Source organism: Clostridium sp. (assembly GCF_036642255.1).
Taxonomy (GTDB): domain Bacteria; phylum Bacillota; class Clostridia; order Clostridiales; family Clostridiaceae; genus Clostridium_J.
Genome location: NZ_JAVWDJ010000034.1, coordinates 20,687 through 41,976 on the forward strand (window position 1 = coordinate 20,687; position 21,290 = coordinate 41,976).

General features: G+C 30.3%; 26 protein-coding genes. 2 read left to right on the top strand and 24 right to left on the bottom strand.

The features are described from left to right. Positions 1 to 248 precede the first annotated feature (248 nt). The 16 genes from RR409_RS15555 to RR409_RS15630 form a co-directional block, all read right to left on the bottom strand. The gene (locus tag RR409_RS15555) at positions 249 to 554 is read right to left on the bottom strand and encodes a DUF3795 domain-containing protein (protein WP_332558688.1); all 306 of its coding nucleotides are present in this window, start codon (positions 552 to 554) and stop codon (positions 249 to 251) included. Between the two features lie 230 nt (positions 555 to 784). Continuing rightward, positions 785 to 1,663, bottom strand: a complete 879-nt coding sequence (locus RR409_RS15560) for a GNAT family N-acetyltransferase (protein ID WP_332558689.1) — start codon at positions 1,661 to 1,663, stop codon at positions 785 to 787. 171 nt (positions 1,664 to 1,834) lie between these two features. Continuing rightward, positions 1,835 to 2,158, bottom strand: coding sequence for a TIGR04076 family protein (locus tag RR409_RS15565; RefSeq protein ID WP_332558690.1), 324 nt, complete (start codon positions 2,156 to 2,158; stop codon positions 1,835 to 1,837). A 269-nt stretch (positions 2,159 to 2,427) separates the two neighbouring features. Next, a complete protein-coding gene (locus RR409_RS15570; RefSeq protein WP_332558713.1) occupies positions 2,428 to 2,787 on the bottom strand; it encodes a DUF4440 domain-containing protein in 360 nt (119 codons plus the stop codon). 106 nt (positions 2,788 to 2,893) lie between these two features. Next, on the bottom strand, positions 2,894 to 3,649 hold the full coding sequence (locus RR409_RS15575; protein WP_332558691.1) for a Nif3-like dinuclear metal center hexameric protein: 756 nt from the start codon (positions 3,647 to 3,649) through the stop codon (positions 2,894 to 2,896). Between the two features lie 83 nt (positions 3,650 to 3,732). Next, complete coding sequence (locus RR409_RS15580; protein ID WP_332558692.1) at positions 3,733 to 4,350, bottom strand: NUDIX hydrolase; 618 nt, start codon at positions 4,348 to 4,350, stop codon at positions 3,733 to 3,735. A 42-nt stretch (positions 4,351 to 4,392) separates the two neighbouring features. Continuing rightward, entirely contained in the window at positions 4,393 to 4,902 is a 510-nt protein-coding gene (locus RR409_RS15585; protein WP_332558693.1) for a GNAT family N-acetyltransferase, read from the bottom strand. 74 nt (positions 4,903 to 4,976) lie between these two features. Further along, positions 4,977 to 5,819, bottom strand: a complete 843-nt coding sequence (locus RR409_RS15590; RefSeq protein WP_332558694.1) for an MBL fold metallo-hydrolase — start codon at positions 5,817 to 5,819, stop codon at positions 4,977 to 4,979. Between the two features lie 105 nt (positions 5,820 to 5,924). Further along, a complete protein-coding gene (locus RR409_RS15595; protein WP_332558695.1) occupies positions 5,925 to 6,707 on the bottom strand; it encodes a phosphorylase in 783 nt (260 codons plus the stop codon). Positions 6,708 to 6,762: 55 nt separating this feature from the next. Next, on the bottom strand, positions 6,763 to 7,260 hold the full coding sequence (locus RR409_RS15600; protein WP_332558696.1) for a 2'-5' RNA ligase family protein: 498 nt from the start codon (positions 7,258 to 7,260) through the stop codon (positions 6,763 to 6,765). A 94-nt stretch (positions 7,261 to 7,354) separates the two neighbouring features. Next, the gene (locus RR409_RS15605) at positions 7,355 to 8,008 is read right to left on the bottom strand and encodes a class I SAM-dependent methyltransferase (RefSeq protein ID WP_332558697.1); all 654 of its coding nucleotides are present in this window, start codon (positions 8,006 to 8,008) and stop codon (positions 7,355 to 7,357) included. A 64-nt stretch (positions 8,009 to 8,072) separates the two neighbouring features. Then, positions 8,073 to 8,717: a Type 1 glutamine amidotransferase-like domain-containing protein gene (locus RR409_RS15610; protein ID WP_332558698.1), complete on the bottom strand. Its 645-nt coding sequence runs from the start codon at positions 8,715 to 8,717 to the stop codon at positions 8,073 to 8,075. A 38-nt stretch (positions 8,718 to 8,755) separates the two neighbouring features. Continuing rightward, positions 8,756 to 9,445: a 5'-methylthioadenosine/adenosylhomocysteine nucleosidase gene (locus RR409_RS15615; RefSeq protein WP_332558699.1), complete on the bottom strand. Its 690-nt coding sequence runs from the start codon at positions 9,443 to 9,445 to the stop codon at positions 8,756 to 8,758. 110 nt (positions 9,446 to 9,555) lie between these two features. After that, positions 9,556 to 10,353: an ABC-2 family transporter protein gene (locus RR409_RS15620; RefSeq protein WP_332558700.1), complete on the bottom strand. Its 798-nt coding sequence runs from the start codon at positions 10,351 to 10,353 to the stop codon at positions 9,556 to 9,558. Beyond that, positions 10,337 to 11,134 (bottom strand): ABC-2 family transporter protein, encoded by a 798-nt coding sequence (locus RR409_RS15625; RefSeq protein WP_332558701.1) that lies wholly within the window; start codon positions 11,132 to 11,134, stop codon positions 10,337 to 10,339. The genes RR409_RS15620 and RR409_RS15625 overlap by 17 nt, the downstream gene beginning before the upstream one ends. Further along, the gene (locus RR409_RS15630; protein ID WP_332558702.1) at positions 11,118 to 12,122 is read right to left on the bottom strand and encodes an ATP-binding cassette domain-containing protein; all 1,005 of its coding nucleotides are present in this window, start codon (positions 12,120 to 12,122) and stop codon (positions 11,118 to 11,120) included. Before RR409_RS15630 ends, RR409_RS15625 begins: the two co-directional genes overlap by 17 nt. Positions 12,123 to 12,614: 492 nt before the next feature. Between RR409_RS15630 and RR409_RS15635 the strand changes: the two genes are divergently transcribed. Further along, the gene (locus RR409_RS15635) at positions 12,615 to 13,076 is read left to right on the top strand and encodes a redoxin domain-containing protein (protein ID WP_332558703.1); all 462 of its coding nucleotides are present in this window, start codon (positions 12,615 to 12,617) and stop codon (positions 13,074 to 13,076) included. A gap of 145 nt (positions 13,077 to 13,221) precedes the next feature. Here RR409_RS15635 and RR409_RS15640 read toward each other — a convergent pair whose 3' ends face one another. Further along, the gene (locus RR409_RS15640) at positions 13,222 to 14,316 is read right to left on the bottom strand and encodes an FAD:protein FMN transferase (RefSeq protein WP_332558704.1); all 1,095 of its coding nucleotides are present in this window, start codon (positions 14,314 to 14,316) and stop codon (positions 13,222 to 13,224) included. A gap of 109 nt (positions 14,317 to 14,425) precedes the next feature. Beyond that, positions 14,426 to 15,484: a hypothetical protein gene (locus RR409_RS15645; protein WP_332558705.1), complete on the bottom strand. Its 1,059-nt coding sequence runs from the start codon at positions 15,482 to 15,484 to the stop codon at positions 14,426 to 14,428. Positions 15,485 to 16,001: 517 nt separating this feature from the next. On the opposite strand from RR409_RS15645, the gene RR409_RS15650 reads away from it, so the two are divergent. Next, positions 16,002 to 16,190 (top strand): hypothetical protein, encoded by a 189-nt coding sequence (locus RR409_RS15650; RefSeq protein ID WP_332558706.1) that lies wholly within the window; start codon positions 16,002 to 16,004, stop codon positions 16,188 to 16,190. 355 nt (positions 16,191 to 16,545) lie between these two features. Here the strand turns inward: RR409_RS15650 and RR409_RS15655 are convergent, their stop codons facing one another. The 6 genes from RR409_RS15655 to RR409_RS15680 all read right to left on the bottom strand — a co-directional run bounded on the left by RR409_RS15655 (position 16,546) and on the right by RR409_RS15680 (position 20,874). Further along, positions 16,546 to 17,202 (bottom strand): pentapeptide repeat-containing protein, encoded by a 657-nt coding sequence (locus RR409_RS15655; RefSeq protein ID WP_332558707.1) that lies wholly within the window; start codon positions 17,200 to 17,202, stop codon positions 16,546 to 16,548. Between the two features lie 143 nt (positions 17,203 to 17,345). Next, a complete protein-coding gene (locus tag RR409_RS15660) occupies positions 17,346 to 17,558 on the bottom strand; it encodes a DUF3006 domain-containing protein (protein ID WP_332558708.1) in 213 nt (70 codons plus the stop codon). Positions 17,559 to 17,571: 13 nt separating this feature from the next. After that, a complete protein-coding gene (locus RR409_RS15665) occupies positions 17,572 to 17,928 on the bottom strand; it encodes a hypothetical protein (RefSeq protein ID WP_332558709.1) in 357 nt (118 codons plus the stop codon). Positions 17,929 to 18,015: 87 nt separating this feature from the next. After that, on the bottom strand, positions 18,016 to 18,303 hold the full coding sequence (locus RR409_RS15670) for a hypothetical protein (protein ID WP_332558710.1): 288 nt from the start codon (positions 18,301 to 18,303) through the stop codon (positions 18,016 to 18,018). An 871-nt stretch (positions 18,304 to 19,174) separates the two neighbouring features. Beyond that, positions 19,175 to 20,209: a S8/S53 family peptidase gene (locus tag RR409_RS15675; RefSeq protein WP_332558711.1), complete on the bottom strand. Its 1,035-nt coding sequence runs from the start codon at positions 20,207 to 20,209 to the stop codon at positions 19,175 to 19,177. A 458-nt stretch (positions 20,210 to 20,667) separates the two neighbouring features. After that, a complete protein-coding gene (locus RR409_RS15680; protein ID WP_332558712.1) occupies positions 20,668 to 20,874 on the bottom strand; it encodes a DUF1450 domain-containing protein in 207 nt (68 codons plus the stop codon). Positions 20,875 to 21,290: the final 416 nt, after the last annotated feature.

Below are 21,290 nucleotides of genomic sequence, written 5' to 3' on the forward strand. Positions count from 1 at the left end.
ACGAAACTCATATCCTTCTTTTCATAAAGACATGAGTTAGCTAGTTAACAAACTATAGATTTAAGAATAACTCAATATTTTTATAACTTTTAGAAGCAATAATTTCTAAAAATTCCTTATAAAATCTAGTATAAAAGGGCATGTTTATATAGATGTATTCATAATATCTCCCCAAAACTTACCCCTTTACTCTAATTAAATGTTTAATAGGCAATATAAGTTAATATTGCCTATTGTGAAAATCTCTGTTACTTATTTAATTTAGTTAGCTTTACATAACTATCCTCGCCATTTTTCCACTTCTTTAGATTAGTTAATCTCTCTCCATTATCTCCATGTTCTGGATTACTAAAGGCCTCCTGAAGTTTATCACAGGGTAACTTTCCACAGTGACCGCAATGATTAAAACCATTTTCAATTGAACATTTTGCTACAGAACATTCTCCCCAAAACATTTTACTTTGGCTTCCCTTACATCCAGGGCAATTGGTTTTTTCTCTCCACTCACAATCACCACAGTAAGATCCACACATAGCAATCATTCTTGTATCCATCTACTATCCCTCTATTCCTTTAATCTTAATTTCTTATCGATGAAATTATCTGAATTTATACTTTACTCTTGTATATTCTATAAATTATCACTATTTCCTTTTAATGTATAAATAAAACCCATGTCCTTTAATATTAGACATGAGTTTCAAATTTTTTATTTATCTATTATTTAATAACATTATGTCTTTTTTTGTTTATTTTTCTTTAATTATTTTTTCATTTTACCTTGCTATGCATGTGATGTAATGGGATCCCTAAAGTACTCTGGCATATCATCTATGTTTCCCTTTATAAATAATAAATCATCTAGATCTTCAGTCTTTTCCTGTTCACCAATATACTTAGAATGTGGTGTGAAATGAAAGATAACTCTTTTTATTTCAGAATCAGAGAGTTGATTTACTATTTCATCAAGGTCCACTTCATTTCTACTTATAACATCATAGAGATTAATGATTTCATCTTCTGTATCAAATATTACAATGATTTCTTTATCTTCTAAATAATAAATATTGTGTGGAAAAACATTCACCGCATACCAAGTTAGAATATGATCCGCTTTATCCGCCCCGAAGCCATTTGAATTTGGAAGCCTATTTGAAGCTAGTTTAGTTAAAATACTTAAATCCTCTTCAATAGAAATGTCTAGTTTTCTCATATTACTTATATTTTCTTTACGTATGTTAACTTTTTTAGATAATATACTTTCTTGAAGTGAGGTAAATCCAAACTTCAAGTAAAAGTCTAATACTTCAACATTAGGGAATAGATATACAAATTCACACTTATCTTCATATTCCTTCAAAACAATATTCATCAAACTAGTTGCCAGTCCTCTTCCTCTATAATTCGGATCAGTCATGACAGTTCCAACCTGTACTGCACTTTTTCTTTGTCCATTTATTATAAGCTCCATTATACTAACAGATATATTTGAAACTATGTTGTCTCCCTCAGCATAAGAATAACAAATATATCTATCATTCCATAAGCCAAGTTGATACCACTTTTCAAAATCAATGTTAAAGGTTCTTTGAGCTAAGTCGTTAAAACTTAACCTGTATTTATCAATGTGTTTATAATTATGCATAAATTTAAAATTATCCATTGTTTCTCCTTAATTCTATATAAGATCGATATTATATTCTATCTTATCATCTATTACATAAACTCATTAAAATTAAAAATCTCGTCTTTCATTTTGACTTTCAAACTTTTCTCACTCATTAAGAAGACATAAAATTTATATTAGCTCTGTTAAACTATTATTTTCTTTGGTTTATATACACTCCTCAATCCTTTCTAATTTATAAAGAACGGGGTGTAAACCATCAGCACAGCAAAAAACTTCAGTTCCTTTTTGCTTGATCCACGGATAATCATGTCCTAATGCTAAAAATACAACCTTATCTTGAGCTCCAGCCCAAGCCCAACTGCAAAATCCTTCAGGTTTATTACAATTCCTTGATATATATTCTTGTCCTTCCCTATATTTCAAGCAAGTAGTATGAACACCTTCAGCAGCATATTCATTATGAATTTCACTTAGTTCAAGTTTTTTTACAACTGTGATTTTTACATCATAATATTTTGTTGATCCCATGACTTCCCCCTATTTATATATAATTTTATATATAACTCTTATTTAAATTGTATTACTTTTTAAATTTATTATGGTTTTCCATGTACCTTTTTTCATTTAACCTATCTTCTCAATCTCATTGTCTAATATTAGTATTGATTGGTTATTATTTAGTCTAGTTACTTCACACGTAAACTTGGTTTCAAACTCGCAAATTTCCCTATCTAAAATTGGAATCTTCCACAGTGTTCTTTGTAGTGAGGATATATTTAATTTAAGTCGTAATTTTATTAGCTTGTGACTTTTGTCCCTTGATGAAAAATCATTTGCCATCTATTATCAATAAATTTCCATATAGAACTTCTCAATACAGACACTTTTGTATTTGTGTTAAAAGTGGAGTAGGTTACTAAAACTATATCATTTGATAACCTCTTAGCTTCAAAGTTATCTGGAATTATCTCAATCTCCTCACTAGCAGGCAATTCTATAAGGGTATCTTGTTTATTGCATACATATCCTGATGAACAAAATTCAACAAACTCATTAGCCAATAATTTATTAAGTTTTTCTCTTGATTTTCTTACCATAGGATCTAATAACATTTTCTCAAGACAAATTATTTCCTCCACAAGATTATCAACCTTCACCAACGACTTCCTCCCCTATAACTTTAATAACATCTATATACAGATGTGTTTTTAGCAAAGTCATTACTCTAAATTAGCAACCATAAAAATACTTTGTACCATAAATTTATTCTAAATGCTCTTCATTAATTTTAATTATTTCTAAGTTTGGCCATTTTTCATTAAGTAATATTCCTAAGCTTTCAAGACCAAATATTTCAGTAAAAGTATGACTACCAACAATTAAATTTATCTTGCCATATTTGGCATATTCAACAGTATATAATATTTTTTCTCCAGTAAAATATGCATCACATCCCATATCTACGCAGGTTTTAATATCTATTGCCGAGAAACCTGCTCCTGTAACTACACCAATTTTTTTTATTAGATTATTATTATTTTTCCAACTCCGTACTGGTTCTTCTAGTAAGCCTTCTATTTTCTCAACTAATTCTTCGAAGGTAATTAGATTATCTAATACCCCTATTCTTCCACAATACATTCCCTCATCATTTGAAAATTTATCCACAACTTTGAAGTCAAGCTTATTTAAAATCGAAACATTATTACCAAACTCAGCATCATCTAATGGTAAATGTATATAAAAATGAGTTATTTGATTTTCCTTCAGAATTTTTAAGATATCATCCTTCATACCCTCCATCCATGGCCATGCGTCATGGTGAGTTATTAATAGATTCACCTGATTTTTAACTGCTTTTTCTGCAGTTTCAATAGTTAAATTTGTACAGTATCCTACCTTGAATAATTCCTCGGTGCCTATATTTGTGAAGCCATATTCTTCTTTTCCTTCAACTATATCTAACTTTTCTCTTGTGAAAATATCTATTATAAAATTTTCAAATTCTTTAACTAACATATTTTACCTCCAAATATATTCTCTTTATAATCACAAAAATCTACAGCTTAAAACATCTATAATGCTATTTCTTAATGAACATATTAATCAAATATTGTAATAAAGTTTTCCTCTTCCTCAGCTTTAAAGCACATCTCTAATTGTGTCATAGTGTTTCTTCCAACTGACAATGGTGGCAAATTGTCTAAGGAAAAGAACCCACTTTCTTCTGTTTCTGTGTTCTTTTCGAAGCTTTCATCTATAAGTTTACAAAGAACAAATATCTTATATATTCCATATACACCTGGCAATTCATTATTCTTATTCTTATCTAATATAGCTATTATTTTCTTTGGAATTACATTTGCTCCTGCTTCTTCTTTTGCTTCTTTAACTATATTTTCTTTTACTGATAGATTAACTTCTGCCCACCCACCAGGCAAGGACCAACACCCATCAATACTTTCCTTCACTAATAGAATTTTCTTGTCTTTAAAAATTGCACCTCTTATATCTACCTTAGGTGTTTGGTATCCAGTTTCATTACAGAATAAATCTCTTATTTTTTCAGAACTAACCTCAGTATATTCATTTAATATTTCTACAGACAAATCTCTGATTTGCTGAAATCTATCTATGTCATACTTATCCTTTGAATAGGTTAATCCAGCTTGAGCTATCGATTGCAATTCTTTAGCCCAATATACCCATTTTTCCTTCATAACTATACTTCCTTTCAGATTACCTAAGCAAACTATATTGGCTTAAAGCTCTATCCAATACCTCTGAGTTATTATATTCTCTTTAATTACTTCATTTTCTAATACTCCACCATTTTTCATTATGGTTCTTGCTGAACCTAAGTTGCTTTTATCACAGGTAATTAGAGCTCTATCAATACCAAGCTCTTTTGCCTTAGGTAGTGCAAGAGATAGCATCAGTGAAGCATACCCCTTTCTTCTCTCACTGGGTCTTATTCCATAGCCAATATGTCCGCCATAATTTAATAAATATTCATTTAAATAATGTCTGATATTTATAGCTCCTATAACTCTCTTTTTATCTTCAATCAAGAAAAAAGTATGAGCTGGAACGAAATCTTTTGGGCAGGTTTCTTCAAATTTATAGGTATTCTCCAGCCAAGACTTATAATCCATATCAAGTAGTCTTGCCGAATAAGGCACAATATCTTCCCCAGCTTCTTCCCATTCTTTAACAAAATCATAATGCAGCTCTTCCATTTCTAAGGTGGGTCTTAATAATTCTACTTTCATATAATTCATCTCCTATTTATACATCTTTCCTATCTAGATACTTATTTTACTAATAATCAGTAAGATAACTTTTATTAAAGCTCAATCCTCATTCCATCATAAGCAAATTTAATATTTTCATATTTCCTCTCTAACTCCACATAATCATCATAGGATTTGCCCCAATCTTCTTCTAAATGAGTCATAATAATTTCTTTTATGTTATACTTACGCTTTAATGCCTGAATTTCTTCCATGGAAAATAGTTCTTTTCTTAGTAAGTTATCTTTTGACACTAGGAATCCGCCCTTTAACTTTTCCCCTATAATTGTGTTTCCAATTATCATTACCTCAGCATTTTGAAAAATACTGTGTTCAGGAAAAGGCTTCACATCACAAGGTGCATATATAAACTTTTTTCCATCTTGTTCAAAGACAAACACTGTAGCTGAAGTAGCTTTAATAAAAGTAATTTTTATATCTTTTAGGGTAATATATTCTTCTACCATCTGTCTTTTTATCAAATTTCTAACCTTTTCATAATAATCCAAAAATGAGCCATGTTTAAATCCAATGGTATTTATATCTTCCATTACATGATTCATGGCTAGCACATTTATTGGATTTGTACACTCTTTTCCCTCAGAAACTTCCAACCAATTTAAACGCAGATGCTCAAAAATTCTCATTCCTAAGGTGTGGTCTGGATCTATATGGCTAAATAACACATTTTCAACCTCTTCTACATTGCTATAGTTAAGGGCATGAGCTATATCCTCAGGAGTATCCACCACTAGCTTCAAATCCTCTAGGTATAAGCTGCAACCAAATCTTGAATAGGGCTTCCCCTTTTCCCTTGCTTCCTTACATATATCACATTGACAGAGTGGTTTTGGTAGTGAAACACAGCCACCACTTCCTAGTATTGTAAACTTCATTATTCTGTTCTCCCATCTGTAGTAAAATTAGGCTTTTTATTTCAAACCCATTGGAAAATCTCAATTTATTTATATTCCGTAATAAAGATTTTTTATCACATACCTTTATAAGCTCAATATTAATTTAGGAATTAGGGTTTCTCTACTTCTATGAAATGTTTCAGTATCTTCATCACTTCTTCCTACTAAGGCATTTTGTGTTGCTGAGTTATCTGAAACACACAGAATTGCAATTCCATCTTTATTCATAATTTCCATGCAGCGGTAAAATGCTGATGTTTCCATTTCTATAGCTTCACTGCCAAGTTCAAGTATTTCATTTAAGTGTAGATACTCACAAAATATAGAATCAGTACAATATACTACTTTTTCCTTCATTTCAATTCCAATGTTCCTAGCAATGTTTATGGCATTTTCTTTTATATGTTGTTTTGGATGTACAATCTTGTGGAAATTGCTAGAGCAAATTTCTTCTTGTAAATAAAGGGATGCTCCATCTCCCGCAATAGATTCTGATGGAGTAATAATATCTCCTAATCTCATATCTTCTTTTAAAGCTCCAACTGCACCTACAAAAATAATCTTGTTGCATTTAGCACTTCCTAGGGTTAAACAGCAATCTACTATGCAAGGTGCACCTGCTGAAGTTTGTATATAACCATATTTCTTGTTACCACTTTGTAAAACATATCCATTGTAATAGGGTCCCGATTTAACCAATTCAATTTTTACATTGAAGTTTTTGAATATCTTTTCTGGCTTCCAGGATGGGGCTAAAATTATAGCCTCATATTCTTCCTTTTCATCCAATCCGTATATGTTATATAAGAAATCAGTGCATCCACTATATTTCTCCATATTTTCTTTAAGCTTACTATATAAACCCATGTTTATCCCCCTCTGTTCAACAACTTTTTCCTTGCAATTTTCATGCCTAGGAATACTATATTAATTTTTCCTCTGTAATAAACCTCGTTGGCCAAAATTCGTATAAGCTAATACTTTCAATATATCCTGATAAAGAAGAAAAGTTTTCTGCGACTATAGGTATTGACTTTTCTATAACCGCTGGTTCATCAATAATTATGGTAGTGTGAGGTGACCAGCATAAGTCATTTGCATAATTATTATTAAACTTCTGTTGCAAATTTAATAACTCATGAGAAATAGAGGGCGTAACAAATAACACTTCCATTCCAAATAAGCCAATGTGATTAAAGGAAATTTGAAGCTTTGGTGTGTTGCTACCAACTTTCCTTACTAACTCCTTTAACTCACTTTCTTTGTCTAATTCAAAGGTTCCTAAGGTAATGTGATAAGGCAAATTTGGGGTCTGATTACCTACAAAACCAGCTTCAAAAAGTGTCTTATATATGCTACTTAACTTCTCTTCAGTTGCTTTATCAAATTGTGCCATTATACATAAGAATCTCTCTTTCATTTTCTTCTCCTTACCTTTCATACCACCATTTTTATAAAATTGCTCTAGTTCTTTCCTATATTATAAATTTTTTCAAATATTTCAATATTATCTATTACTTTACTGCTTTAATTAAGGCAGTCTTATTCCATCTTCTTTCTACTGATATACTATTAAATCCCGTATCAGAAAGTAAAGTAAGTTCAGTGTCTAATGCAAGTGGAGTATCAATATGGATACTTCCAAAAGGAACTTGTTGTCTTTGATATAACTCTTTAGCATTGTTTAACAAGTAAATTTCCATTCCTCTATCTTTACAAACAGTATCGCCATTTATAAAGCATGCATTTGCTTTTAAACAAATATATATCTTTCTATAAAGTTTTCTCTTTTGTTCTATAGTAAAATGATGAAAAGAATATGTTGAGAGCACCAAGTCAAAGTAATTTCCCTCAAACTCAACATCAAAATAGGAGTTGCAAATTGTATTTAATGTTACATTCGGATACAATTCCTTTCTTCTTAACTCTTGTAACATTCCAGGAGAAATATCAATTGCTGTAACTTTTGCAGAATGTTTAATTCTTTCTATTTCTAATCCCGTTCCACATCCAAGAACCAAAATATTTTTTGGTTCTTCACATGTTATGATCTGTTTTTCTATTTCGTCATAGAACTCACACATACCAAGATCTTCATAAAAATGCCTATCATAATCTGAAGCACATTTATTGAAATGAACATCCATATTTTCAACCTCAAATCCCATTGTGCTACCCCCTTAATTATTTAAATAATTCTTGTTCAGATTAATTTAATATTATTTGCAAAAATTACACCAATTTACTACCCTTTTCATACTTAAAGTAAGCACCAAAAATCTCTATATTCCCATCTACTATCTCAATAAATGTATTATCATAAATTCCATAAATAGTAGCATACTGTGATGCTTCATAAATCTCTTTCATATGATCTTCGCTGGCAGAATCTAAGTGGGGTTCGATATTAATGTCAACTAGTCCAATTCCACCATAAATAGATAGCTCTGGAATATTATCATTTATATCTCTTGCCAATACTACTTTTTTAGCCATATTTATTGACCCTGCACTCATTCCAATAGTAATTCCATCTCTGTTTTGAAAGGCAGGAATTAGATTATATTCTTTTAAATAGGCAATCTGCTTCAGTGTATCTCCACCTGAAAGCCAAATCACATCTGATTTTTCTACATATACAAGGGCTTTTTCTTTTGTAATTCTATCATCTATGGTGTTAACTTCATTAAATACAACACCATTTTCTCTAAACATACTCAAAAACCCTGCTAGATATTTATCTGTTTTTGAATGCCCAGTAAAATCAGATGCAATTAATAGGAATGACCCATTATTATGATAATATTCCTTTATGCAATTAATAAATTCCTCTGTAAACCCATTAGGAAACCCACTAGTTAAAATTGATACCTTCATTTTATATTCCTCCTGATGTGCTGTGAAAATTTAGTGTATTAGCTTCCCAGCTTTCTAATAAGTCCTTCAATCAATTTAATTGAATTTAATGCTGCAACTTCCATGTTATTTTTAAATGTTTCTGAACCATTTTCATCAGCATTATCTGACATTGAACGAATAACGATAAAAGGAATATTATTTACATAACATGTATGAGCAACACTAGCACTTTCCATATCAACACATAGTGGATCAAATCTTTCTATCAAACTATCCCTTTCATTATGGGTAATAAATGCTTCACCAGTAATAATTCTTCCTGTATAGCACTTGCTTGTAACTTCTAAAGATTTACTAACTTCTTCACTTAACTTTAATAACTCCCCATCTGATCTAAAGTATATATCCTGCATCCAAGGATGATATTCTGTTAAGATTCCACCTTTCACATCATGGTAGGCAATTTCACTTGAAATAACTGTATCTCCAATATGCAGTTTTTTATTTAATGCTCCTGCAACTCCTGTTAAAATTACATGTGTTACTTCAAATTTATCAACTAAAATTTGTGTAGCAATAGCAGCATTAACTTTACAGACTCCACAAAATACCGATACTACTTCAATGCCTTCATAAACTCCTGAGTAGAATTTTAACTTCGCGCATTCACTAATTTTTTTATCTGTTATTTTATCTATAAATGGCTCTATCTCATTTTCTGTAGGTCCTATTACCCCAATCCTCATTATTTTCTTCCCCCTGATTTTTTATCTAGTTTTACATATCATTAAAATATATTGTATTACATAGCTCACATTAAGAGTAAAGTTAACTATCTAATACAACCATGAAATTTTTATAGTTTATTTGTTATTAAATTTCCAGACTCATATTTTCTTAAGCCTCTATAAAACATTGTATAGGCTATAACTATCCATAATATAGCTACAGCTAAAACACCTAAAAGCATTAGAATATTAAAGTCGTTGATAATTCTAGCAGGAACATATACTGTAAAAGCTGCTGGTATCAATGTATATAGTACATATTTAAGTCCACCTTTAAATATTCCTTCTGGATAAATGCTAAAGCTTATAAGAAATTCAGTAGTAAGTTGTGCAAGTCCCTCTGTATTTCCACTATAAAAGCTTAAGGCATGCAAGGTGACAATTACTGAGGCAAAAATTAGTGCTCCAGTGATACAAAACAGTATAAATAACCCAAAAGCTTTGATATCAAATCCCTTAATAAATATAAATAAAATGATTCCGTATAATGCGTCTCCCCAAGCAGACACTATGGTCTTTGAACAAAGTATATTTATAAGTGGGTCTTTAGGTTGTAAAAGATAAGTGTCTAACTCTCCATTTAAAATCATTCGAGTAATTTGATTTACATTTCCAAAGGTTACAAAACAAATACCAAAGCTAGCTGAGGATAAGGCCCATAATATCATTACATCAGTAAAGCCATAGCCACCAATATTATTTACATTATTAAATAATATCCACCAGAAGAATATAAAAGCTGAGTTGTTTAATGCCATACCAAAACACTGCATTAAAAAGCTTACTCTATATTCCATTACTGCTGATAAATTAAATTTAAAATAATAGCCCATAAGTTTTAAGCTTTTTTTAACCTCCATTAACATTTAAGTTCTTTGCCCCCTTTCTGTATAATGACATTGCTAATATAAAAAAACTTATAAGATAAATCGCTTGAATTCCAAAGCCCTTGAAAAAATCACTGAAAGTAAAACCTACAGCGAGCTTTGCTGGAACATAGGTTACATAGGCAAAGGGTAGGTATTGCGATATATCCTTAAGCCACTTTGGAAACATTTCTATAGGCATTAACATCCCGCCTAAAGTGAATACAAGTTTAGAATAAATCCAAAAAAAGGCACTGTTTTCCTCCACCCAAAAGGAGGTTAAAGCTAGGCATATATAAATAAAAAAATTTATAAAGCAACCTACCATTAAAGATAAGAATATAAATGGTAAATGAGTAATATTAAAACCTTCTAGTGTGCCAACATAAATTAATCCTATAGAAATTCCAATGATTCCATTAGTCAAAAGCTTTACCCCTACTTCTCCAAGAAAATAAGAAAAACAATATAATACATAGTTATAAGGTTTATTTAGTAGATAAGCTATATTCCCACTTTTTACATCTTCGTTTATTTGTAAATGGATATCCGTTCTTGAGAGAGTTATAAGTTCCGTAACAACTAGGTACCAAATCATTTGGTTTATTGTAAGTCCCCCAACTATGGCTCCTTTTTCGCTATAAATTGCCTTCCATAACATCAAATATATAAACATAATAAATATAAAGAAAATATTTTTACTAAGAAAATTCCAAAAATATACTAGGTTATTAGACATAGTTATTTTAGTAATTTCACCATACTTACGAAGTAATTGCATATTCCTCACCACCCTTTTTCTGTTTATAAATTAATGATATTACCTCCTCTAAGGGTGCTTCTGATATGGTTATATCATTAACCTTTCCACATTTTATTAGATTGGTTATAACCTCTTCTATGTCTTGCTTTGAGGTATCCACTTGTACTTTTACAGCATTTCCCTTATTCTTAATAATGTTTAAATTACAATTATCTAAATTAACTATTTCATTGTACTTAATATGAATTTCTTTTTTATTTAAGTAATCATACTTAAGTCTCTTTATAGTTTCATTTAATACCACCTCACCATGATTTATAATTATTGCTCTTTTACACAATTGTTCAATATCTCCAGCATCATGTGAGGTTAAAAATATGGTGGTTTTTTCCTCTTTGTTAAGTTCTAATATAAGCTCTCTAATTTTTTGTTTCACAACTACATCAAGACCAATAGTTGGCTCATCTAAGAAAATTATTTCTGGTTCATGTAAGATGGATGCTGCTATTTCACAACGTATTCTCTGTCCTAGAGATAACTTTCTAACAGGAACATCCATTAAATCTCCTATTTCAAAGATTTCTTTTAACATTTCAACTCTCTTTTTAAGCTTACTCTTATCCATCTCATAGATGTTTCCTAGTAAATTAAAACTATCTAAAGGTGGTAAGTGAAACCAAAGCTGAGACTTCTGCCCAAATACTGTACCTATCTTATAAGATAATTTTTTTCTATCCTTAACTGGATTCATTCCTAGTACTTCGATTTCACCTGTGGATGGATGAAGTATTCCAGTCATCATCTTAATTGTGGTGGACTTTCCTGCTCCATTAGGTCCAATAAAGGCTAAAATCTCACCCTTTTCTACCTGAAAGGAAATATCCTTTACCGCCTGTACTTCCCTATATGAAGGTGCAAAAATTGATTTTACACTTCCTCTTAATCCTGGTTCCTTTGTTTTAACCTTAAAGGTTTTGCATAAATTGTTTACTTTAATGATACTCATATAAGCCCCCCCTTTTTATATTTATAACCAAAGCATAGATCATGTTTGTTTATAATAGCCTATTACCTAATTAAATTATAAAAAAATAAAGCCCAAAGAATAAATCTCATAAGGTTGAGACTCGTCCTTTAGGCTTTTTTCCTAAAAGTGTAGATTAAATCCTGTATCGCTCGGACCAGACACGTTTCCATCGGAACCCTAGATACACTCTCTATTACATTTTATTTTACCACACTTGTAATATACTGTAAATAAATTTTATTCAGAAAATTGAATTAATAATTTAACTGCTTATTAAAGGTACTTCACTGGAATTCAATCAACATGTTTAATTTATGCCACTGAACTAATTTTTTTGATCATTACAAAATTTTTTAAATTTGTTTCTACTGTTCTGAAAAATATAAATTTTGTATTATTTGTATTTTATACAATCATATTTTTTTACAATATATGTTATACTAAAAATATGAAATTAAAGGAGATGAATTTATGACATTAATTAAAATTGGCGATGTTGCACCTGACTTTTCCTTAAAGGATAATCATGGTCAACCTGTACACTTATCAGATTTTAAAGGAAAAAAAGTATTACTTTCTTGGCATCCTCTTGCATGGACTCCAGTTTGCACCGATCAAATGAGAGCCTTAGAAAGTAACTGGGAGCAATTTGAAAAACACAATACTGTTGCTCTAGGGTTTAGCGTGGATCCTGCTCCTAGTAAAAAAGTGTGGTCAGTTGCTCTTGGTCTAAAGAACTTAAGAATTCCTTCAGACTTTTTCCCTCTTGGAAAGGTTACAAAGGATTATGGTTTGTTCATCGAAGAGATGGGTATGTCTCAAAGAGCTAATGTATTAGTAGATGAAAATGGTATAGTAAAATGGGTTAAGGTTTATCCAATGAGCCAATTACCTGATATAAACGAAGTTATATCACAAATATCTAACATTTAAATAAAAAGCTGCGAAACTTCAAATCGTAACCTATTGAAGTTCCGCAGTTTATTTTTTATTATCATTATATGTAACAACATGTACCACGAAATTATTAAAATAACTTTTTTCTACATCAAGTTATTTTAATAATCATCAAAATTAACTACTCTGCCTTTGCACCAGTAGCACCATTGCTCTTCATTATTTTCTTCATTCCGTCAGTTGCTTCTATTTTACCATCGGGCATAACCCACATTACTTCAACATCTTTAAGGCTATCTGCTATCTCACGACTTTCCTTATATGGCAATAAAAATAAAGTTGTTGATAGAAAATCTGCAAGCCCTGAGTGCTCTGTTACTATAGTAACTTGACGATAGTAATCTCCAGGCATAAGAGTTTCAGGATCTATAATATGATGTAGAATCTTACCATCTACGATATAATACCTCTCATAATCTCCACTACTTACTACAGATAAATCATTAAGAAAAATAGTATCAAGAGTGTTCTCACTGTCAGATGCTATTGGCTTACTCGGATCTTGAATGCCAATACCCCAACGTTCTCTAACTCCATCCAATGGTTTTCCTAATACTCTTACATTTCCTCCAGCACTTATAATGCCTGAAGTGAGTCCTTCAGCCATTATTTCCTTTGCAATCACCTCAGTGGCATATCCCTTTGCTACAGCACCTACATCCAATCTCATGTTTTTATCCTCTAAATACACAGTACTATTTTCAGTATCTACTATTACTTTATTGATATCTGTATATTTTAAAGCAGCTTTTAAATCCTCCATAGGTGGAATTTGAGCTTTTTCTGGGTCATTTGCTCCAATCTCACGGTAATCATGCCATATTCGTAGAACTGGACCCATAGCAATATTGGTCCTTCCTTTTGTATCATTATACCATTTCTTAGAAAATACAATAAGATCAATAATGTCCTTCTCAACTTTAACTGGCTTAATACCAGCATTGTCATTAATTGTTTTTACATTGTTTATTCCTTCATAGTCATTATAAATATCATAAAGCTTATGAAGCTCCTTAAATCGTCCTTCTATCTTGCCAAAATAAGACTTAAATTCCTCTTCAGTTTTAGTATAAGCTACCACCGTTGTAATTGTATCAAAAGCTTCAAAAAAGCTATCACTATATTTGGTATATTCAGTTTTAGGTTTTTCCTGACATCCTGTAAAAAGAACCATCACCATAATTGCTGCCATAAATCCTGCTATTATTCTTCTCATGGAAAATCCTCCTTAATGAAAATTATGTTGTTAGTGAAAAATCAAGCTTATTATAAAACTCCCTCACAAAAGTGAGGGAGTCTATACATAATGATTTTATTATATCATATTATTTTGCTTTTTCAAATGCTTCTGCAACAGATGCAACGTATTCTTCAACTGATACAGTTACTGAAGATTTAAGTTCTGCTACATCTGGTACTGCTGGATGAGCATCATCTTTTTTAGCAGTTTTCATTCCTTTAATCTCATCTACAGATTTGCCAGCCATCCATTTTTGAAGTTCAGCAATTTGTTGATACCATTCTTTTTTAATGCTTGAAGCTTTTATCATACCATAAGCATCGCCAAGCTCAACTTTAGTTTTTGGAGCTTCAGTTTTGTTTGAAGTTACTTTTCCTGTATTGTCATAGTTAATTTTTGTTTGAGCATTATCAATTAATGTTGCTACAACCTTACCATTTTTGTCAAAAGCAGTAGTAGCCATTACAGTATTAACTTGTGCTACTGGAAGAACTTCTTTACCATCTTTAGTTCCTAAACCTGTTGATTTAGATATAGAAACTTCATGTCCAAGTCCAACCTTTTCAGCTCCCTTAACTTCAACAGCAGTTTTATATGCTTCTTCAAGAGCAGCAATATATCCTTCAACTGATACAGTTACTGAAGATTTAAGTTCAGCTACATCTGGTACTGCTGGATGAGAATCATCCTTTTTCACAGTTTTCATAGCTTTGATTTCTTCTACTGTTTTACCAAGCATCCACTTTTCTAATTCAGCAATTTGTTGGTACCATTCTTTTTTAATACTTGAAGCTTTAATCATGCCGTAAGCATCACCAAGCTCAACTTTTGTTTTACCTTCAGCTTTAAGATCTGATTTAACTGTAAGATCTTTGTTGTAATCAATTTTAGTTTGAGCATTGTCGATTGTTACTTTTGCAACTTTTCCATCTTTGTCAAAAGCAGCAGCAACAATGATTGTGTCAGCTTGAGCAGTTGGTAAAACTTCTTTACCATCTTTGTCCACTCCAAGGTCCTTAGATTTAGCTATTGATGTGATATGTCCCATTCCTACTTTTGCGATGCCAGTATCCTTTGCTCCACAACCTGCAAGCATAGTAACACTTAATGTAAGTATTAAAGAACTTAAAAATAATTTTTTCATTTTGGCCCCTCCATCCCTAATTAAAAAATATTTGTAATGTTTTTAATATTGTTAATATTATTAATGTTATTAACTTTCACTTTCTCCTTAATTTTACCACATTGTTTATTAATAAACAATCTTTTTTTGAGAAATTACTTCTTTTTTATAAATATTTTCCTTTTATTGCTCTCTATTTTTATAATATATCTCAATGTATGTAAATATTACAATTTTATGTAAATAATTGCATAACCCTTATGTTAAGATATTAGTTTGTCAATATGAATACTATTCTACCTTTTCAAGCTTAACTCATTTTATTCAGCGATATTTTATTAACTTAATACATATTATTTTATTCTCATGAATAAGTTATAGTTTATAATCCCATAAATAGTTAATTCCTAATAATAAACTTTTTAGAAATGGTACTTAAAAATCACAATTTAGTTCTAACTTCATTTACATATAATATCTTAAGTTTTATATTGGTGTTAATTAGGAAAGAATATGGTTTATTCTTAGGGGTGCTAATTTGAAAATAACAATTGACGAATCTCCAGACATTGAAGAAACTGAATTAATAATAAAATGCAAAGTAATAAATTCTGAGTTAGAAAGACTTATTTCAATTCTTAGAAAAAATGATGAGAAAATTATAGGAATAGTCAATGGAAATTTTTACATTATAGATGCAAAAGATTGTTCTATTTTGAAACTGTAGCTAAAAAAACTTTTATTTATACAGAAAGCCAGGTTTTAGAAACTCATCTAAGATTATATGAAATAGAAGAGATGCTTAACGTACTAGTATCCACTAATAAAAGACCTTATACAAAATCAGTATCATTATACTTAATATATCGCAAAAGAAAATGCTCCTCTTGTAAGAGGAGCATTTATTTCTGTAAATTATTGTTTACTATTTAATCACACCATTAAAGTATTAACACCACATACAATATTAATAGTATAAGGTGTAATTATTCTAAACCATAAGTTTTTAATTTTAAAATAAATTAAATTTCAATAACTTAAGCTCTATATTTGCCGTGCCTTATCTATTGTTTTTCCTTAGCTTACTCTTTTACTACTATTCCCATAAGCTTTGATAAGTCAACTGCTTGTAAGGCAGTGACCTTTATTCCAATAAGATCTTCTATCCTTACACAAATCCCCTGAATATCACAATCACTAAAGTCTATACCTTTTAATTGCGCTCCAGTCATTTGAGCTTCTCTTAAATTACATTGTTGAAATCCTGTCTTTGAAAACTGAACTCCTTGAAAATCCCCTTGACTCAGCTCGCATTCATGAAGATTTACTTCCTTAAAATTTGAAAATCTAAAAAAGCTATATTTTCCATTACATTTCTCAAAAGTTACATTTCGCATTGTACATTCACTAAAATTAGATCCTGTAATTTTACTATTTATAAATTCAACTCTATGAATTATTGCTTCATTAAAACTGCTATTTGATAAATCGCACTCTTCAAACCTTATATCCATGAGTTCCATATTCCTAAAGTTACAATGATGAAAAACTACATTTTTAAATACTAATCCACTAAAACATACCTTTTCTGCTTCTATATCTTGAATTGCAGTGTCCCTTATTGATCCATAACAAAGGGAGAACTCATCCAAAATATCTTCATTTGCTAAAGAAATTTCCTCTAAAACTTTTGGTAATTTAGGTTTTCTGACTTTTATTGCTTGATTTTTTTCATCCATATTTAACTCCCCATCTTTTCACTTCTATTATAAACTTCAATTCAATCATTACTAAAAAACTTAAGGAAGCAAACTTTTATAACTTGCTTCCCGATAAATTAGAGTTAATGAATAAAGATTATTAATTGCTATTGATAATTATTTTAACTCCACATATTCTTAGCTAATTCCTTAATATATTTTCTTCGTTTTTCTGTTTCCTCTTTGTTAATATAAAACAATCCATTAATTTCTTCAATTAAATGTCCTTCTTTAGCCTCACCTGAAATAAGACTTATTGGAATATCATGATTTATTCCATTTTCATCTTCACACACTGCAAAACTTTTTCCAAATCTATCTATTATTAACATCATTGATTACCTCCTACTAATTCACGCATACATCACAGGGATCAGACTTAGGCACAGTTGAAAATTCCCCCTGAATTATAACCTTACTACGTGATAATGTTGAGCAATTTTTATCATAGTGATAGGATTTACCATTTGGTGTCCAATATACAATTCTACTAGGTTTCGCTGATAATGCCACCTGGGCAGTATTACCAATTGTTCCTTCATTAATTGTATTTTTATCACTTGAAGGCTGGTTATCATAAGATATTTCTTCACTTTTCTCATTTGAAGTTGCAAAACCATTATAACTGCCTGGCTGTGTATTGAAAATTACTTTTGATCCATCACTAGATGCAATAATTGTACCTTTTTCATCGGTTCTGTACACACTTATTCCTTTAGCTTTCAATGCATCTAAAACATTTTGTTTTGGATGATCATAAGACTTATCTTTTCCTACTGATATTATAGCATATTAGGGATCTACCTTATTTAGAAAATCTATAGTAGTAGAACTATTACTTCCATGATGACCTATTTTTAACACTGTAGAAGATATATCGTAACCTTTAGTGATAATTTCATTTTCAACTATATCTTCTGCATCTCCAGTTAATAGGAAGGATGTGTTTCCATAACTAACCTTAATTACAATAGAATAGTTGTTCAACTCCTCATAACTTGAGTCATTAGGTGCTAAAATTGTTATTGCTGCAATAATTATGAAGTTTTCATTACTTAAATGTTGTATTGATTTAATCATAGCAAATTACTCCTATGCTTATTAATTCAACAAAGCAAATTTTTATCCTTTAGGTAAATTTATTAAGTATGCCAAATAAATATTTTTAGGCACATACTTTATATAAAATACTAAGTTACTATAATAAGTTTATTGTTTTACTGTGAATCAACTTTAAACATTTATAAATTTATAGATTTCTTTATTTTATTCCCCCTTAATTTTTATGTGAATTTTAAAACTTACAAGAACTTTCACTACACTTATCCTTTGCAAGCTACGATAAGTGAAATCAATACACTTTCTTAAAATGCCATAAAAAAGTTTAAGTCATAATGAAATCATATTATCTTCGAGAAATTTCAACCATAAACTGGCTAAAATAATAAATAGAGTTCTATGATAATCACTTAAAAATGATACTAAATAAAAGAGCCAAGTATGGTTGTCCACACTTGGCTTATAATATTAATTATCACACAACTTTTAAAATATCATCCAAACCAAAACAAGAACACAAAAGTGCTGTTGCCTAATAACATAATATGTAGCTTGTACACTTTTGTTACTATTTTATCTGCTTTCTCCAATTTCTTATAAATTACATTTTTATAGAGCATATTATAGTAGGACTTTAGGATACCTTTTTTTATACTGCTTGTTTTACATTGCTTATTTTCAGCACTCATTCACTCACTTATATTATAGTGGAATAATTAACCTAAAATAAATCTATTGCTTATACTTTTTAAGTTTATAAAAACTGTTTCACAGGAAACAATTGGAAATAATGTAACTTAATTTCAATTGTAACTTCTCCTCTGAGCATCAAAAGGTAAGAGAGTGATAAAGATACGGGTAATTACTCACCACGTAAACATAAAATTAGGATTTATTTTATAACTTTTTCAATGGTTTCCTCCACATTAAGTAAGCCATTACCAAAATAATCATCCTTTCCCTTTCGACCCAAGTCTGTAGCACTGCTCTTTAATATTTTCTCTATTTCATCAGGTTTCAAGGTTGGATCAAGTGCCTTCATTAACCCTATGGTAGTTGAAACCATAGGGACAGAGTAAGAGGTACCACTATCTACAACTGAATTACTTTCATTACTAAATACTAGGACTTTATCCCCTGGAGCAACAATATCTAAATCTTCTCCAAAGCCTGAACCTCCATAGGCTCCCCACAGTGCTCTATTATTGCTACTGTCTGTGGATCCCACCACTATAACATTATCTAGTTTAGCACTATAATTATTGATTTCACTGTTATCATTTCCTGCTGCAGTTACGAAAGTTATACCATATGAAGCTGCCCTATCAATAGCTTCTTCTAGTTCATTTTTAAGTCTCTTAACTTCAGGAATTTTTTCATCTTCTTTTCTAAATGTTATAACACTACTAAAATTTATGGCAGCTATGTTTAGGTTTTCTTCTAACACATAGTAATCTATTACATCATTGATTGCAAAAATCAATCTTTCCACCTGAGATAATCCATCAGCTTCTGAAATTTTATATTGTATAGTCATTACTGATTGAGATGAACTACGCTTATTCTCATCATTAACACCTAATGCCTTGATTATCTCATCGCAAATAAATTGTACTTGCGTACCATGATTAATACCAATTTCATAGCTAGTCCATGGGTTCCTGTGGTATTCCCCCCAAGCAGGCACACATCTAGTTCCGTATATATATCTTCCTTCATATTGCTTTTTATAAGCGTACTCTATTCCTGAATCTAATATCACTATATAGGAACTCTTGAGTTCTTTCTCCTTTAACAAATTTGCCGCATTAGTTAGCCTTATAATATTTTTATAATAAAGATTATCTTGCAATGCATTCACTTGAGAGCGTGACAAAGTACATGCAAATATTAAAATTATTATAAAAAACATGTACCTCTTATCCATAGAAACACCTCATTTTAGAATTTACTTTTTTATATAAACTTAGTGTTCCAAAATGTGGTTAAGTCAATTCTCTCTTTTTAAAATTTTTTAATATATTAAAAGATGCGACTACTAACTTCAGTGCTCTATTATCCTTGCTGGCCCTTTGCGATTTAAGCTAACTTTAACCATCAATAATCCATAATATGAACTTTTGATATCTTAAATTAAAATCCAAATGTGCTTAGTAGAAGATTTTTAACTATCTATATATTTTAAAAATACCATGAGAATTTATTTTTACTATTTTGATATTCTTTACCATGCTTTTAATGATTTTTATTAATCTACACAATATCACATTCAGGGTGTAAGCTTCCTAAAACTAGATATAAATTATTTAAATAAATTTATTAACCCCTCATAAAAAGATAACAGCTTCTGTACTGTACCTATCTATGAGGGGCTAGTTTAATAATTTAGATTTCTAGGTGAGCTTTTGCAGCCTCTATAAATTCAGACTCTGTATCTTTTACCACAAACGCATCATCGAAAAATCCATATGCTTTGTCTTTATATTTCCAGCATTCTGCTATACAAGTGATTTTCAGCTTATCGGCAGGAATAACCTTCTTTAATTCTTCTATGTTTACATTTGAACATCTATTGCATACATAAATCATCATATAACGTCTCCCTTTCTTTTCTATTCAATATATTATATCAAAATACATATTACAATCAAACAACTTAGATTTATTCTTTTATCTAATTATTTATTTTTTTGCTAAGTGTTCCTTATCTAATGGGATTCTATTAATATAAATAACAATCTTAGGGAACTTCTTATGATTTATGGATTTATATATGCCCTAGCAGCACTTAGTAATATCACTTGTCGAACTACTTATAGCAGCGCCTTCTAATATATTTAGTTTTACTAATTAATTTAGTTTTAACCCAAAATAAAATACACCCTATTGGGTGTATTGCGCTGCTAAAATATTATCTTTTCTGAAATGTCTAATATTATGTCTTAAATAACAGAAGGCTTCTATATCATTATCATTTATCTTTAGTACTTTGATATTCCTTTGAGTTA

What these genes read in the sequence shown, in the direction of transcription:
- RR409_RS15555 (WP_332558688.1), bottom strand. Translation starts at nt 554, where the DNA reads ATGGATACAAGAATGATTGCTATGTGTGGATCTTACTGTGGTGATTGT.
- RR409_RS15560 (WP_332558689.1), bottom strand. Translation starts at nt 1,663, where the DNA reads ATGGATAATTTTAAATTTATGCATAATTATAAACACATTGATAAATAC.
- RR409_RS15565 (WP_332558690.1), bottom strand. Translation starts at nt 2,158, where the DNA reads ATGGGATCAACAAAATATTATGATGTAAAAATCACAGTTGTAAAAAAA.
- RR409_RS15575 (WP_332558691.1), bottom strand. Translation starts at nt 3,649, where the DNA reads ATGTTAGTTAAAGAATTTGAAAATTTTATAATAGATATTTTCACAAGA.
- RR409_RS15580 (WP_332558692.1), bottom strand. Translation starts at nt 4,350, where the DNA reads ATGAAGGAAAAATGGGTATATTGGGCTAAAGAATTGCAATCGATAGCT.
- RR409_RS15585 (WP_332558693.1), bottom strand. Translation starts at nt 4,902, where the DNA reads ATGAAAGTAGAATTATTAAGACCCACCTTAGAAATGGAAGAGCTGCAT.
- RR409_RS15590 (WP_332558694.1), bottom strand. Translation starts at nt 5,819, where the DNA reads ATGAAGTTTACAATACTAGGAAGTGGTGGCTGTGTTTCACTACCAAAA.
- RR409_RS15595 (WP_332558695.1), bottom strand. Translation starts at nt 6,707, where the DNA reads ATGGGTTTATATAGTAAGCTTAAAGAAAATATGGAGAAATATAGTGGA.
- RR409_RS15600 (WP_332558696.1), bottom strand. Translation starts at nt 7,260, where the DNA reads ATGAAAGAGAGATTCTTATGTATAATGGCACAATTTGATAAAGCAACT.
- RR409_RS15605 (WP_332558697.1), bottom strand. Translation starts at nt 8,008, where the DNA reads ATGGGATTTGAGGTTGAAAATATGGATGTTCATTTCAATAAATGTGCT.
- RR409_RS15610 (WP_332558698.1), bottom strand. Translation starts at nt 8,717, where the DNA reads ATGAAGGTATCAATTTTAACTAGTGGGTTTCCTAATGGGTTTACAGAG.
- RR409_RS15615 (WP_332558699.1), bottom strand. Translation starts at nt 9,445, where the DNA reads ATGAGGATTGGGGTAATAGGACCTACAGAAAATGAGATAGAGCCATTT.
- RR409_RS15620 (WP_332558700.1), bottom strand. Translation starts at nt 10,353, where the DNA reads ATGTTAATGGAGGTTAAAAAAAGCTTAAAACTTATGGGCTATTATTTT.
- RR409_RS15625 (WP_332558701.1), bottom strand. Translation starts at nt 11,134, where the DNA reads ATGCAATTACTTCGTAAGTATGGTGAAATTACTAAAATAACTATGTCT.
- RR409_RS15630 (WP_332558702.1), bottom strand. Translation starts at nt 12,122, where the DNA reads ATGAGTATCATTAAAGTAAACAATTTATGCAAAACCTTTAAGGTTAAA.
- RR409_RS15635 (WP_332558703.1), top strand. Translation starts at nt 12,615, where the DNA reads ATGACATTAATTAAAATTGGCGATGTTGCACCTGACTTTTCCTTAAAG.
- RR409_RS15640 (WP_332558704.1), bottom strand. Translation starts at nt 14,316, where the DNA reads ATGAGAAGAATAATAGCAGGATTTATGGCAGCAATTATGGTGATGGTT.
- RR409_RS15645 (WP_332558705.1), bottom strand. Translation starts at nt 15,484, where the DNA reads ATGAAAAAATTATTTTTAAGTTCTTTAATACTTACATTAAGTGTTACT.
- RR409_RS15655 (WP_332558707.1), bottom strand. Translation starts at nt 17,202, where the DNA reads ATGGATGAAAAAAATCAAGCAATAAAAGTCAGAAAACCTAAATTACCA.
- RR409_RS15660 (WP_332558708.1), bottom strand. Translation starts at nt 17,558, where the DNA reads ATGATGTTAATAATAGATAGATTTGGAAAAAGTTTTGCAGTGTGTGAA.
- RR409_RS15670 (WP_332558710.1), bottom strand. Translation starts at nt 18,303, where the DNA reads ATGATTAAATCAATACAACATTTAAGTAATGAAAACTTCATAATTATT.
- RR409_RS15675 (WP_332558711.1), bottom strand. Translation starts at nt 20,209, where the DNA reads ATGGATAAGAGGTACATGTTTTTTATAATAATTTTAATATTTGCATGT.
- RR409_RS15680 (WP_332558712.1), bottom strand. Translation starts at nt 20,874, where the DNA reads ATGATGATTTATGTATGCAATAGATGTTCAAATGTAAACATAGAAGAA.